Origin of the sequence: Sulfuriferula sp. AH1 (genome assembly GCF_002162035.1) — a bacterium.
Classification (GTDB): Bacteria; Pseudomonadota; Gammaproteobacteria; order Burkholderiales; family Sulfuriferulaceae; genus Sulfuriferula.
This window is the reverse complement of sequence record NZ_CP021138.1, coordinates 223,525-236,159: the sequence shown is the minus strand read 5'-3', so window position 1 is coordinate 236,159 and position 12,635 is coordinate 223,525. Positions and strand designations below refer to the sequence as shown.

Annotated in this window: 13 protein-coding genes and 1 riboswitch; of the genes, 2 read left to right on the top strand and 11 right to left on the bottom strand. The window is 53.0% G+C overall.

Annotation, left to right across the window (positions count from 1 at the left end):
• Positions 1-85: 85 nt before the first annotated feature.
• From CAP31_RS14935 to CAP31_RS01240, 8 genes are all read right to left on the bottom strand, one after another.
• Positions 86-673 carry a hypothetical protein gene (locus CAP31_RS14935; protein ID WP_223247319.1) on the bottom strand — a complete coding sequence of 196 codons (588 nt, stop codon included), beginning with the start codon at positions 671-673 and terminating at the stop codon, positions 86-88.
• Complete coding sequence (locus CAP31_RS14930) at positions 666-1,754, bottom strand: ATP-binding protein (RefSeq protein WP_223247318.1); 1,089 nt, start codon at positions 1,752-1,754, stop codon at positions 666-668. Before CAP31_RS14930 ends, CAP31_RS14935 begins: the two co-directional genes overlap by 8 nt.
• Positions 1,751-1,879, bottom strand: a complete 129-nt coding sequence (locus CAP31_RS15125; protein WP_255377121.1) for a hypothetical protein — start codon at positions 1,877-1,879, stop codon at positions 1,751-1,753. The genes CAP31_RS14930 and CAP31_RS15125 overlap by 4 nt, the downstream gene beginning before the upstream one ends.
• An 11-nt stretch (positions 1,880-1,890) precedes the next feature.
• Positions 1,891-3,033, bottom strand: a complete 1,143-nt coding sequence (locus tag CAP31_RS01260) for a Fic family protein (RefSeq protein ID WP_087445876.1) — start codon at positions 3,031-3,033, stop codon at positions 1,891-1,893.
• A gap of 201 nt (positions 3,034-3,234) precedes the next feature.
• Complete coding sequence (locus CAP31_RS01255) at positions 3,235-3,414, bottom strand: hypothetical protein (RefSeq protein WP_087445875.1); 180 nt, start codon at positions 3,412-3,414, stop codon at positions 3,235-3,237.
• Positions 3,415-3,416: 2 nt separating this feature from the next.
• Entirely contained in the window at positions 3,417-4,319 is a 903-nt protein-coding gene (locus CAP31_RS01250; protein ID WP_087445874.1) for a DUF2971 domain-containing protein, read from the bottom strand.
• 5 nt (positions 4,320-4,324) lie between these two features.
• Complete coding sequence (locus tag CAP31_RS01245) at positions 4,325-5,557, bottom strand: restriction endonuclease subunit S (RefSeq protein ID WP_087445873.1); 1,233 nt, start codon at positions 5,555-5,557, stop codon at positions 4,325-4,327.
• Complete coding sequence (locus CAP31_RS01240) at positions 5,554-7,083, bottom strand: class I SAM-dependent DNA methyltransferase (protein ID WP_087445872.1); 1,530 nt, start codon at positions 7,081-7,083, stop codon at positions 5,554-5,556. The genes CAP31_RS01245 and CAP31_RS01240 overlap by 4 nt, the downstream gene beginning before the upstream one ends.
• 137 nt (positions 7,084-7,220) lie before the next feature.
• On the opposite strand from CAP31_RS01240, the gene ylqF reads away from it, so the two are divergent.
• Complete coding sequence (gene ylqF, locus CAP31_RS01235) at positions 7,221-8,147, top strand: ribosome biogenesis GTPase YlqF (RefSeq protein WP_087445871.1); 927 nt, start codon at positions 7,221-7,223, stop codon at positions 8,145-8,147.
• Between the two features lie 2 nt (positions 8,148-8,149).
• On the opposite strand, the gene metF is transcribed toward ylqF, so the two are convergent.
• Together metF and ahcY are read right to left on the bottom strand one after the other, a co-directional pair.
• The gene (gene metF / locus CAP31_RS01230; protein WP_087445870.1) at positions 8,150-8,980 is read right to left on the bottom strand and encodes a methylenetetrahydrofolate reductase [NAD(P)H]; all 831 of its coding nucleotides are present in this window, start codon (positions 8,978-8,980) and stop codon (positions 8,150-8,152) included.
• 27 nt (positions 8,981-9,007) lie between these two features.
• Positions 9,008-10,423 (bottom strand): adenosylhomocysteinase, encoded by a 1,416-nt coding sequence (gene ahcY, locus CAP31_RS01225; protein ID WP_087445869.1) that lies wholly within the window; start codon positions 10,421-10,423, stop codon positions 9,008-9,010.
• 35 nt (positions 10,424-10,458) lie between these two features.
• Positions 10,459-10,533: riboswitch (S-adenosyl-L-homocysteine riboswitch) on the bottom strand.
• Between the two features lie 226 nt (positions 10,534-10,759).
• On the opposite strand from ahcY, the gene CAP31_RS01220 reads away from it, so the two are divergent.
• The gene (locus tag CAP31_RS01220; protein WP_087445868.1) at positions 10,760-11,377 is read left to right on the top strand and encodes an NAD(P)H-dependent oxidoreductase; all 618 of its coding nucleotides are present in this window, start codon (positions 10,760-10,762) and stop codon (positions 11,375-11,377) included.
• A gap of 93 nt (positions 11,378-11,470) precedes the next feature.
• Here the strand turns inward: CAP31_RS01220 and metK are convergent, their stop codons facing one another.
• Entirely contained in the window at positions 11,471-12,634 is a 1,164-nt protein-coding gene (gene metK / locus CAP31_RS01215) for a methionine adenosyltransferase (RefSeq protein WP_087445867.1), read from the bottom strand.
• Between the last annotated feature and the right edge of the window lies 1 nt (position 12,635).

The following is a 12,635-nucleotide window of genomic DNA, read 5'->3' as shown; positions in this document are numbered from 1 at the left end:
AACACTGAAAAACAATACATTAAAAATTTTTCCGCAAATTTTGTTCGTAAATTTCATCGTTTTTATTCGTAAATTTTTACGCGCACTATTTCTTCACAAGAACCCACAACGACGTTTTTTTCGCACTGGCATTTGCAATTTTTCCGTCACGCTTCAATTCGCCCAGCAAATTTCCGACCTTGGTCTTCCGCTGCTTGTCCGTCATCCACTCAGGCAGCTTGTTCCACAACAGCTCATCCAAATCGGAGCGCGTCATTGAGCCATTCTCCCCAACCGCCTTGACGATGAAATCAAGATAATACTGCTTATCGAACGCCCGATTCTTACTGTAGCTAGCTTTCTGGCCCATCTTCTCTGCAATGAGCTGTGCGATATAAAAATTTGGCTTTCTCCCCTCGATCAATCCCTTTTCTTTCAGCAACCTTTCCTCATCGGCATCCAGCGGGCGGTGCTTTTGCACCTTATCCAGCGCCATGATCTCTTGCAGCACCAATCCGCCATCGCGCGCCAACATCCGGGCATAGTCCATGTCCAGCACCTTGCCAGTAAGCGTCACCTTCACCCGGTTGTTCGAAAGATCGTAATCCGGCATCGGGAAAAAGCGCTGGCGCTGGAACAGGAACAATTTGCGTATGCCGCCGCCCGCCGTATCTACCATCTTCAGATTAAACATGGCCGTCGCCAGGAAACGGTTGCGGTAATGCTCCTCCGGCGCATCCTCTATCCACCACCCGGCGCACGTCGCCGGGCACGAAGCTGCCCAAGTTAGTGAAGGTCAGGCTCTCTTCATGTTCGATCACGTTGATGCGACCGGCCATGGTGTAATCCTGATGCGCGATGCAGTTGTTCAGCGCCTCACGGATAGCATACGGCTCGTATTGGTCTATCTCTTCCGGGAACAGCGTGCCCTCGCGGATGTAGCGGTATTTCAGGTTGCGAATCTTGGCGTACACCTTGTCCACCGCAAGCAGCATCGGCATGCCGAACAACGCATAGTCGCGGTCGTTGCCTTGATGGTCTTTCAGCAACCAACGCACCTTGGCCTCCGCAGGTTGCAAAAAATGCTCGGCTTCTTCCTTGCCCAGCAACAACAAAGCCGCGCGGGTGATTTTCCCCTTGATGGTCAGCTTGACCTTATTCAGTAATGTCGCATCATTCCAACCATCCACCTCGACGGCCTTGTCCGGGAACTTGCTTTTGAAATTGCGCCGTGCCACGGTCAAAGCCTCTTCATCCAGATCATCCAGCCCAGCCTCCGGCACAACCACTGCACTCCAGTCCTCAGTACCCACCTGCGCACGAATCCGCTCGATCTCTTCCAGATTCAAAGGCGACAGCGCCTCGCCATCGCGCCCGTAATAATGCCCGTCAAAAGCGATGGGCAAGCCCTTGGGCGCAGCGGGTATCTCGAACAGCACTACCCGCCCATCGGCGGACTGCACTTCGTGAATCTCAATAAAGGTGATTCGGTTGGTGGTCTTGTTGGCGACTTCTTCTTTCAGACTGTCCAAATCCTTTCGCGACAAGCGAAAATTTGAACCAACCACCTGCCTGTTGTCCTTCACGCCGAACACCAGCCAAGCCGCCGACTGACGTTTCAAATTGGCCTCATTGCTCAATGCGGAAAAATATTTGCCCAGCTTTGTGAAATCGTACCCATTCTTCGCCTCCTTGAACTCCACCACCTCGTTCTCGGCAGGCAACCCAAGCAGCGCATCAAGTTTCGCCGCAACATCCATATAATGACCTTTCATGTAGCCACTCGCTCTTCGTTACAGCAAACACTATTCACATCGTATGTAACGACCCGCGTATAGCCCAAACGCTCGAACAGCTTGATGGCGAAGTCTTCGATAGCGGATTCGGTCAGCCTGATCATTATTCACATTTTCAGTCGTTAAAAATTGTCAAATACTCGGCAAAAATAAACATCCGATTCCGGGACTGCCCTGTGATTTCACGCAAAATCCCATGCTGACACATCAAGGCAACAAGATCATTCGCCGCCTTATAGCTGGTACCGCATATTCTTTGGACATCTTCAACGCTGGTTGCCGGGTGCATGAACAGCGCAGTAAGCAAGCGTTGTGCACTCGCAGCCCTGCGCCCGAATTTCAGCTGCAAATCCTTCTCAAGATTTGCTTTCAATGCAATGATGCTGGATAAGGTGTTCACCGCCAAAGCAGCCGTTTGCTCGATTCCGACCAAAAAATACTTAAGCCATTGCAACATATCACTTTTATCGCGTACCACCATCAAATTGTCGTAATACAGCCCCTTGTTCTTCTCGAAATAACTGGAAAGATACAGCAGAGGTTTATCCAGCACCCCCTCACTCACCAAAAACAGCGGGATCAGCAAGCGACCGATACGGCCATTACCATCCAGAAACGGGTGTATGGTTTCAAATTGATAATGGGCAATCGCAATTCTAACCAATGTTGGAACGTGAATATCGCTATTGTGCAAAAAATGCTCAAGATCACTCATCAAATCATTAACATGCTGATGATGTGGCGGAATAAAGGTCGCGTCTGCCAGACTGTGTCCGCCTATCCAATTCTGACTGGAGCGAAACTCACCCGGCAACTTATGCTCGCCGCGTACGCCTTGCAGCAAAATAGCGTGCGTTTGTTTCAAAAGCCTGGAAGACAAAGGCAGTGTCTTCAACTCATCAATAGCCGAATTCAGAGCGCGAATATAATTTTGGACCTCGCGCCAATCATTGCGATGCTCGGGCAGAATTTCAGCCTCAGACAACACCGCCTCCTGCATATTGGTTTGCGTACCTTCAATACGACTTGAAACTACTGCTTCTTTTGTCACATGCAACTGTATGAACAAATCTATATTCGGAACCAGCCGGGCAAACGAGTTAAGCTCACCCAACCTGACAGCTGCTTTCTCCAGTAACAGATTTACCTGCGGCGCTTGCCATACCCACTCGTCATTGATATCGGATGGCAAAAAATAACGGTATTCATAACCTTTTTCATACCGACCGGATTGATATTGTTCAAGTTGTATCGACATATTATTTGCACATGGAAAGTAACACACAAAAACATTTATATTACTTTTATCGACAAAAGTAAAATAATGGTTTTTATATGTTACCTTGAGTTATCCAGCCTTTCTGAAAAAGTGCCGATTTCCTGCCGCTGGTACGGAAATGGCCAACAACATCACATGGCCGAATGCTCACCCCTTGCCATGCTCAGAAATGCAGCAACATCATGACATTTTTCTGGACCTGAGGTGACGGATTTGCTTGCAGCAGGCGCATGAGTCACCCGACATTGCCTGGAACTTGGAACGGGGGGCAATGTCAGGCACATGGATGCAGTCATAACCCAGGCGCTTGAACAGCTTGATGGCGAAGTCTTCGATGGCGGATTTGGTGAGCTTGGTCAAAATTATTCCTCTTCTTGTGCAACCTCAGCCAACTTGGCTTTCATGCCATCTCTTTTCAACTCTTTAAATTGCAAAGGGTAGGCGCTGCCATCCGGGAAATGATACGCGTCAAGTCCAGAGAAATTGGCAAAATCTCTTTGTAAATCTGCCTGAATTTTATCAATCAGCAGATTCACAAAACCAAGCTCAGCGGACTCATAGGCATCTTCCCTTAAATTGGGGGCATTCTTTTCGCCCAGCAATACACCAATCAAGCTCTCATGAAGAGAAATCGGCGGAACGTATTTTTCATCGGAAGGAGAGCTAAACAAGAATCGAAACTCCTGCTCGTCCTCCCAGTCAGCGTGTTTGATTGAGAAATACCTTTGCAATTCTTCAAAATTTGAGAGCGCCCTTAATTGATCGAGTGTTCTAATTTCAGGCGTTTTCTGCTTATACTCAACATCAAACGCACCAAAATTCGCTGCATTTCGTTCAAAATTAGCGCACCCATTCTCGCCGGCTTGTGTGAGTTTTTCTTTATCAAAGATCAAACAGACACCGCCAAATTTGTCTGCGTACTGCCCCCACATTTTTTGAAATGCCAACTTCTCGTTACTGACATACCAATGAGTACCCCCATCGCACTTATTACCAAAAAATGCTTGTGCCTTGCAGAAAGATAAGAAGCGAACATTCCCAAGCCCATCGATCAGTGACGACTTCTCCTTCGAGTGGCCGCAATAATTTTCCTTCGACACTCCCTCCATAATAAAAGGCTGGGCATGCAATCGCCGCAAATTCTCGTATAAATCATTACTGCGGCTAAACGTCCCAGGCTTCAAGATACCCTCATGAACAATCAACGCAGCCGACTTCAGTGTGGTGAAGTGAAGCAATATATCCTTGGTGTAGTCGTCAGCCATTTTGCTTATCCATTTATTTCAACCCGCACCTCGCCGCTCATTAGCTTGGGCAGCAGGGTGTCACGGAGTTTTTCGAGGGTGCGAATTTGAATATGATTCTTTTCGATTTTTTCCAAAAAATTGTGTGCAATAGCTGAAAACTCTTTCAGCCTTTCATCTGGCGGCAATTGGAAAACAATGGCACCAATATCTGATGGCTTCAAGGATGGATAAGTTGATGTAGATCCTTCAGCAAGCGTATGCAAATACGCCGTCATTTCATCATTGGTTAATAGCAAATAGATAAAGTGCGGGTCAATTTTCGTGCACGTTAAAACACAGAATCCTGTGGACACCACCAAATTATCAACTGGATTTTTAATAATCCCATAATGTTTTTGGTCTGGCCGCACGGTTGAAATAAGAACATCGTTATGCTGTACGAGACGCTTTGCTCTGCTTGGAGCCTCATCTAGGGTGAACGGCTGAATGCTTTCAATTTTGCCTTCTGTGAGTGAACCCGTATCCAAGTATTCGATTGTTTGATGTGGATATTTTTTGTCGATACTTGTTCGGTTTAACTCAACATAATCACCTACGGCAACTTCCGCCCAATCTTCCTGCGCCTCTTCCACGAACCACTGGCGGAACAGGGCTTCGGCCATGTCTTCGAGGGTTTTGTTCTGGCGGTGCAACAGGTCGATTTTGTCGTCGAGGCTACTGAGGACGGCGGCGATGGCTTTTTGTTCATCGACAGGCGGAACTATTAAACTTAATTGTTTGAGGCTACTAACAGTGATTTGTGGTTGGGCTGAGCCTGAGACAACTGTTTCCGTCACACCATCTGAGTAATATTTCGATAATAAATAGAATAAGAATGCACCATCTATTTTATTTGAACGTCCGAGATAAGCCATTTGAGCGTTAAGGTTCGCATCTTCATATTCTTCGCTTACTAAACCTACCTGCCCGACACCATTACCTCTTACAACGATTAAAACGTCACCCTGCTTTATATGCCCTTTTAACAGCCTGCTGTGGTGCTCAGTTGATATGTATCTGAGGTTATCGGCTGATATTTTCCCATTGCTTAAATCAGTTGATGAAATAAAAGGGATGCCTTCTGCAAGCAACTCGCTCGCTCGTGGATATTTTGATGAATAGTTTCCATCACCTATTTGCAGGTCTGTGTTTTCAATTCGCAAATAATCCCAATGACTAGGTATTTTTCCAAACTCAGTTTCCTGCCAAGCGCTCATAACTTCACCTTCGCCAGATTCTCGGCAATCGCCTTGTTCAGCTTCGCCTCTTCCAGCAACTGCGCTTCGAATTCGACCTTCAGTGCAGCAAAACGTTCGGCAAAGTTAAAGTCGTCCTCTTCGTCCGGCAGGCCGACATAGCGACCCGGCGTAAGCACGTAGTCCAGTTCTGCCACACGCTCCAGCGGCACGGATGCACAGTAGCCTTTTTCGTCTGCATATTCGGCTTCGCCTGTACGCCATGCATGGTACGTGGCAGTAATCCGCTGGATGTCCTCATGCGAAAGCTCTTTGGTGCGGCGGTTGATGAGGTGGCCGAGGTTGCGCACGTCGATGAAAAGGATTTCGCCCTTGCGCGGGTGGCCGTTGGCTCTGGCGCGATTCATGAACCAGAGCGCGGCCGGTATCTGCGTATTCAGGAACAGCTTGGCGGGCAGGTTGACGATGCAGTCGATGAGGTTGCCATCCGCGACGAGCGCCTTGCGAATTTCGCCTTCGCCACTGGTTTTGCTGGTAAGCGCGCCTTTGGCGAGCACCACGCCTGCGCGGCCTGCGGGGGCGAGGTGGTAGATGAAGTGCTGCAACCAGGCGAAGTTGGCGTTGCCCGCAGGCGGTGCGCCGTATTGCCAGCGGCCATCTTTGCGCAGCAGTTCGCCGCTCCAGTCGCTGACGTTGAACGGCGGGTTGGCGATGATGTAATCGGCCTTGAGGTCTTTATGCGCGTCGTTGAGGAAGGAGCCTTCGTTGTTCCACTTCACTTGCGAGGCGTCGATGCCGCGTATGGCGAGGTTCATCTTGGCCAGCCGCCAAGTGGTCTGGTTGCTTTCCTGCCCGTAGATGGAGATGTCGTTGACACGGCCCTGGTGTTCTTCGACAAACTTTTCCGATTGCACGAACATGCCGCCCGAGCCGCAGCAGGGGTCGAACACGCGGCCCTTGTACGGCTCCAGCATGGCGACCAGCAATTCGACGATACTGCGCGGCGTGTAGAACTGCCCGCCCTGCTTGCCTTCGGCCAGCGCGAATTCACCGAGGAAGTATTCGAACACATGGCCCAGCACGTCGGCACTGCGCGCCTTGGCATCGCCCAGCGCGATGTTGCCCACCAGGTCGATCAGCCCGCCGAGACTGGCGGGGTCGAGGTTTTGCCGCGCGAACACCTTGGGCAGCACGCCCTTGAGGATGGGGTTTTCTTTTTCGATGGCATCCATGGCCGCATCGACAACACTGCCAATGTCCGGCTGTTTTGCCCTGACCAGCAGAAATGACCAGCGCGCTTCGGGCGGTACGAAGAAGATGTTTTCGGCCTTGTATTCGTCCTTGTCTTCCGGGTCGGCCCCGGCATAGTCATCTGCGCCCTGTTGCAGCTTGGCGAACATTTCATCGAAGGAATCAGAAATATATTTGAGGAAGATCAGCCCCAACACCACGTGCTTGTATTCGGCGGCGTCGATGTTCTTGCGCAGTTTGTCTGCGGCTTTCCAGAGCTGCTTTTCCAGCGGCTCTGCTTTCAATTCTTTTGCCATGCAAATTTCCAGATCAGATAAATTTCTCGTGCTGACAGTTTAACCGCTAATACCTGACATTTGCCATCTTGATTCAGCATCATGTAGCTTACCGCTTTAATGTAAAATACGTCTTTGAATTAAAAGCAGATAACAACATGGCAATCCAGTGGTACCCCGGACACATGACCTCGGCGCGCAAAAAAGCCGCCGAAACCATGGCATTAACCGACATCGTCATCGAGGTGCTGGACGCGCGCCTGCCCGAGGCCAGCAGCAATCCGATGATCGAGGAATTGCGCACGTTCCGTCAGCGCCCGTGTCTGAAAATCCTGAACAAGGCCGATCTGGCCGACCCGGCCGTGACCAAAGCCTGGCTGGCGTATTACAACAGCCAGAAGGGCGTCAAGGCGGTGGCGCTGTCGTGCAAGAAACCCAGCGACGTCGCCAGGATTCCTGCCATGTGTCTGAAGCTCGCCCCGCATCGCGGCACGACCCTGAAGCCGCTGCGCATGATGATCATGGGTATCCCCAACGTCGGCAAATCCACACTGATGAATGCGTTGCTGAAGCGCCGCGTGGCGGCGGTGGGCGATGAACCTGCCGTCACCAAAAGCCAGCAGAAACTTGATCTGAACGACCACATGACGCTGGTCGACACCCCCGGCATGATGTGGCCGCGCATTGCCCACCCCAGCGACGGCCTGATGCTGGCGGCCAGCCACGCCATCGGCCGCAATGCGGTGATCGACGAGGAAGTCGCGACTTTTCTGGCGGAGAACTTGCTGGCGAATTACCCGCAGCTGCTGGTGCAGCGCTATGGCTTCCCGGTCGAGAATAAGGATGCTGTAGCGGTAATTGAGGCGATCGCGCTGCGCCGCGGTTTCCGTATCAAGGGCGGAGAAGCCGATTTTGAAAAGGCCGGGCTGACGCTGCTGCAGGACTATCGCAGCGGCGCATTGGGCCGCATCAGTCTGGAAACCCCGGACAGCCGCCAGGCGATGCTGGCGGCGGGAGTTGATGTGGCCACGACATTAGGTACGAGCGACGGCGGGATTGACCACCTGGATCAATCACCAACCTAGATTTACAACCCCAGCCGGCGCCAGATTTCCATCGTCGCTGCCGATTGATTCATGGTGTAGAAATGCAGGCCCGGCGCGTCGTTGTCGAGCAAGCGCTGACATAGATCCGTCACCACATCCAGACCGAAGGCGCGGATGGAGTCGATGTCGTCGTTGTAACCTTCCAGTTTTTTGCGCATCCAGCGCGGGATCTCCGCGCCGCAGGCATCGGAAAAACGCGCCAGCTGGGAGAAATTGCCGATAGGCATGATCCCCGGCACCACCGGCACCGCAATGCCCACCTTGTGACAGTCATCAACAAACGCAAAATAGGCGTCGGCGTTAAAGAAATACTGGGTGATCGCGGCATTGGCGCCGGCATCGACTTTGCGCTTGAAGTTTGTCAGGTCGTCAGCTGCGCTTCTGGCTTGCGGATGCACTTCCGGATACGCCGCCACCTCGATATTGAACCAGTCGCCGGTTTCGCTGCGGATGAATTCAACCAGTTCATTGGCATAACGGAATTCGCCGGCACTCGCCATGCCCGACGGCAGATCACCGCGTAACGCAACGATATGACGGATGTTGTGGCTCTTGTATTCTTCCAGTATCGCGCGGATATTGTCGCGGGTCGAACCGATGCAGGACAGGTGCGGCGCGGCTTCCAGCCCCGCATGCTGGATGTCGAGCACCGCGGCCAGCGAATGATCACGCGTCGACCCGCCGGCACCGAAGGTCACCGAGAAAAACTTGGGGTGCAGTTCGGCGAGCTGGCTGCGCACGATGCGCAGCTTGTCCATGCCGTCAGGCGTTTTAGGCGGAAAAAACTCAAAACTGTAAGTACGTGCAGTCATCGAAATACTCCCCAGGTAATTACAAGCTTAGTAACGGTAGTGGCTGGATTTGTAAGGGCCGTTCTTGTCCACGCCGATGTAGGCAGCCTGCTGATCCGACAACTCGGTCAATTGCGCATTCAGCGTTTTCAGCTGCAGGCGCGCGACCTTTTCATCGAGGTGCTTGGGCAAGGTATAGACGCCCACAGGATAATCCGCAGTATGGGTGAACAACTCGATTTGCGCGATGGTCTGGTTGGCAAACGATGAGCTCATCACGTAGGAAGGGTGGCCGGTCGCGCAACCCAGATTCACCAGACGGCCTTTGGCCAGCAGGATGATGCGTTTGCCGTCGGGGAAAATGACGTGATCGACTTGCGGCTTGATCTCTTCCCACTGATATTCTTCAATCCCGGCTACGTCAATTTCGTTGTCGAAGTGGCCAATGTTGCAGACGATGGCCTGGTTTTTCATCTTCGCCATGTGATCATGGGTAATGACGTGATAGTTGCCGGTCGCGGTGACGAAAATATCGGCCTTGTCCGCAGCGTAATCCATGGTGACCACGCGGTAACCTTCCATCGCTGCCTGCAACGCACAGATCGGATCGATCTCGGTAATCCACACCTGCGCCGACAATGCGCGCAACGCCTGCGCCGATCCCTTGCCGACGTCGCCATAACCGGCCACCACGGCGATCTTGCCTGCCACCATCACGTCGGTGGCGCGCTTGATGCCGTCAACCAGCGATTCGCGGCAGCCGTACAGGTTGTCGAATTTGGATTTGGTCACCGAGTCGTTGACGTTGATCGCAGGGAATTTCAATTCGCCACGCTCATGCATCTGGTACAAACGATGCACGCCGGTAGTGGTTTCCTCGGTCACGCCCTTGATGTGCGCGAGACGGACGGAATACCAGTTCGGCGCAACGGCCAGCTTGGCCTTGATCGCGGCGTACAGCACGCGCTCTTCTTCGCTGGTCGGATGTGACAGCACACTGATATCGGCTTCGGCGCGCGCGCCCAGATGCAGCAACAGGGTCGCATCGCCGCCATCATCCAGAATCATGTTGGAATAGCCGCCGTCCGCCCATTCGAAAATACGGTGGGTGTAATCCCAGTATTCGGTCAGCGACTCGCCCTTGACCGCGAACACCGGGGTGCCGGTGGCAGCGATGGCCGCAGCGGCGTGATCCTGGGTGGAGAAAATGTTGCACGAGGCCCAGCGCACTTCGGCGCCCAGCGCCTGCAGCGTTTCGATCAGCACGCCGGTCTGGATGGTCATGTGCAGGCTGCCGGTGATGCGCGCGCCTTTCAACGGCTGCGATACGGAAAACTCTTCGCGTATGGACATCAGACCCGGCATTTCGATTTCAGCGATGTTGAGTTCTTTGCGGCCCCAGTCGGCCAGCGACAGGTCGGCGATAACGTAATCAGGGGTAGAGCTAGAGGTGACGGCGTTCATCACGCCCTCCTTTCTGTAAGTAATGACAAAAAAGTAAGACGTGAGCGCCGTTGCAATAAGACCGGTTCGAGCCTGGCAGGGCTATCCCCGTCGCAGCGCTCCTCAAACCAGGCATCATTTTAACGGAGTCGCTGGATGGTGTACAGATTAACGCACAAATTGTTGGCGGCCGCTACGCCGTAAAGGCCGTACAACACAGGCTGCAGCCAGACGTATTAGATAGCGCACCACATATTCGTGCAGAAGCTTCTATACTGAATCAGACTGCGCACCCAGGACAGGTGCAAATATACCGGGATCGGCCTTGTACCCTCGACAGCCACTTCAGGAGACACCATGATCACGAAAAACGCCATATTGGATGCATTCAATTTTCGTCATGCCTGCAAGCTGTTCGATGCTGACAAGAAGATTCCCCAGACTGATCTGGATTTCATTCTGGAAGCTGGCCGGCTGTCGCCTTCTTCGATGGGGCTGGAGCACTGGAAATTCATCGTCGTGCAAACCCCGCAATTGAAACAGGCACTGCAGCTCGCTTGCGCTGACCAGCCGCAGATTGGCTCCAGCAGCGATGTCATCGCCATCCTGGCCAGAAAAGCGGATTTGCAGCCTGCCAGCAGTTACGTCAAGGCGCAGTTCGAACGCCTGCAGTTAACGCCCGAGCAAACTGCGCAACTTCATCAATTCTACCGGGAGCTGATTTCCGATACCGATCTCATTGCCTGGAGTATCGCCCAGTGCCATATCGCCGCAGCCAACATGATGACCGCAGCTGCCGCGATCGGCATCGACTCGTGTCCGATCGGCGCTTTTGCACCCGACCAGGTGCGCGCCCTCCTGCAAATCGACGACGCACAATACGCGGTGGCGCTGGTGCTGCCTCTAGGCTACCGCAAACATCCGCAACCGCCCAAACACAGACTGCCATTTTCCGAAGTGGTGGAATTCCGCTAAGCCGAAGAAACCATGCGCAACACAAAGGATGATGGCCATGCAGCACGTTTGCAGTGCTTCCGGCCTGCGATCACATCCTTGTTAGCAGCGCCATCAGATTCCGGCAGCGGTTTTCAATGCTTCGGCTTTGTCGGTCGCTTCCCAGGTAAATTCCGGCTCGTCACGACCGAAGTGGCCGTAACTGGCTGTGCGGGTATAGATCGGACGCAGCAGGTTGAGTGTCTGGATGATCGCTTTCGGCCGCAAATCGAAATGGGCTTCGACCAGTTGCGCGATGCGTTCGTCACTGACCTTGCCGGTACCGAAAGTATTCACCATCAATGACACCGGGCGCGCAACACCAATCGCATACGCCACCTGCACCAGGCACTTGCTGGCCAGACCGGCAGCCACGATGTTCTTGGCGACATAACGGCCGGCATAGGCGGCAGAACGATCGACCTTGGTAGGATCCTTACCGGAGAAAGCGCCGCCGCCGTGAGGCGCTGCGCCACCATAGGTATCGACAATGATCTTGCGTCCGGTCAAACCGGCATCGCCCATTGGGCCGCCGATGACAAACCGGCCGGTCGGGTTCACCAGATAACGCACGTCCTGATTCAGCATCTCGGCAGGTATGACCGGCTTGATGATCTCTTCGATCACGGCTTCCTGTATCTGCGCGTGGGATATATCGGGATGATGTTGCGTGGACAGCACCACGGTATCGACATGCTGCGGCCTGCCGTCGACGTAACGTATCGAAACCTGCGATTTTGCATCGGGACGCAGCCATGGCAGACGGCCATCCTTGCGCAATTCAGCCTGACGCTCGACCAGACGATGCGCCAGGTAAATCGGCATCGGCATTAAGGAAGGTGTTTCGTCGCAAGCGTAGCCGAACATCAGGCCCTGATCGCCTGCCCCCTGATCCAGATCCAACCCCTGGCCTTCGTTCACGCCTTGGGCGATATCCGCCGATTGCTTGCCGAAAGTGGTCAGTACTGAGCAGGTGTTGTAATCGAATCCGATATCGGAACTGTCGTAACCGATGCGCTTCACGGTCTGCCGCGCGATCTGGTTGTAATCGATCATGGCGTGAGTCGTGATCTCGCCGGCGATGACCACCAGGCCGGTAGTGACCAGTGTTTCACAAGCTACACGTGCGTGAGGGTCTTGGGTTAGAATGGCATCCAGAACGGCATCGGAAATCTGGTCGGCGACCTTGTCCGGATGACCTTCCGAGACGGATTCCGAGGTGAAAATATAATCTTGCATG

What these genes read in the sequence shown, in the direction of transcription:
- CAP31_RS01240 (WP_087445872.1), bottom strand. Translation starts at nt 7,083, where the DNA reads ATGGCAAAAGAATTGAAAGCAGAGCCGCTGGAAAAGCAGCTCTGGAAA.
- CAP31_RS01220 (WP_087445868.1), top strand. Translation starts at nt 10,760, where the DNA reads ATGATCACGAAAAACGCCATATTGGATGCATTCAATTTTCGTCATGCC.
- CAP31_RS01245 (WP_087445873.1), bottom strand. Translation starts at nt 5,557, where the DNA reads ATGAGCGCTTGGCAGGAAACTGAGTTTGGAAAAATACCTAGTCATTGG.
- metF (WP_087445870.1), bottom strand. Translation starts at nt 8,980, where the DNA reads ATGACTGCACGTACTTACAGTTTTGAGTTTTTTCCGCCTAAAACGCCT.
- CAP31_RS15125 (WP_255377121.1), bottom strand. Translation starts at nt 1,879, where the DNA reads ATGATCAGGCTGACCGAATCCGCTATCGAAGACTTCGCCATCAAGCTG.
- CAP31_RS14935 (WP_223247319.1), bottom strand. Translation starts at nt 673, where the DNA reads ATGTTTAATCTGAAGATGGTAGATACGGCGGGCGGCGGCATACGCAAA.
- ahcY (WP_087445869.1), bottom strand. Translation starts at nt 10,423, where the DNA reads ATGAACGCCGTCACCTCTAGCTCTACCCCTGATTACGTTATCGCCGAC.
- metK (WP_087445867.1), bottom strand. Translation starts at nt 12,634, where the DNA reads ATGCAAGATTATATTTTCACCTCGGAATCCGTCTCGGAAGGTCATCCG.
- CAP31_RS01250 (WP_087445874.1), bottom strand. Translation starts at nt 4,319, where the DNA reads ATGGCTGACGACTACACCAAGGATATATTGCTTCACTTCACCACACTG.
- ylqF (WP_087445871.1), top strand. Translation starts at nt 7,221, where the DNA reads ATGGCAATCCAGTGGTACCCCGGACACATGACCTCGGCGCGCAAAAAA.
- CAP31_RS14930 (WP_223247318.1), bottom strand. Translation starts at nt 1,754, where the DNA reads ATGAAAGGTCATTATATGGATGTTGCGGCGAAACTTGATGCGCTGCTT.
- CAP31_RS01260 (WP_087445876.1), bottom strand. Translation starts at nt 3,033, where the DNA reads ATGTCGATACAACTTGAACAATATCAATCCGGTCGGTATGAAAAAGGT.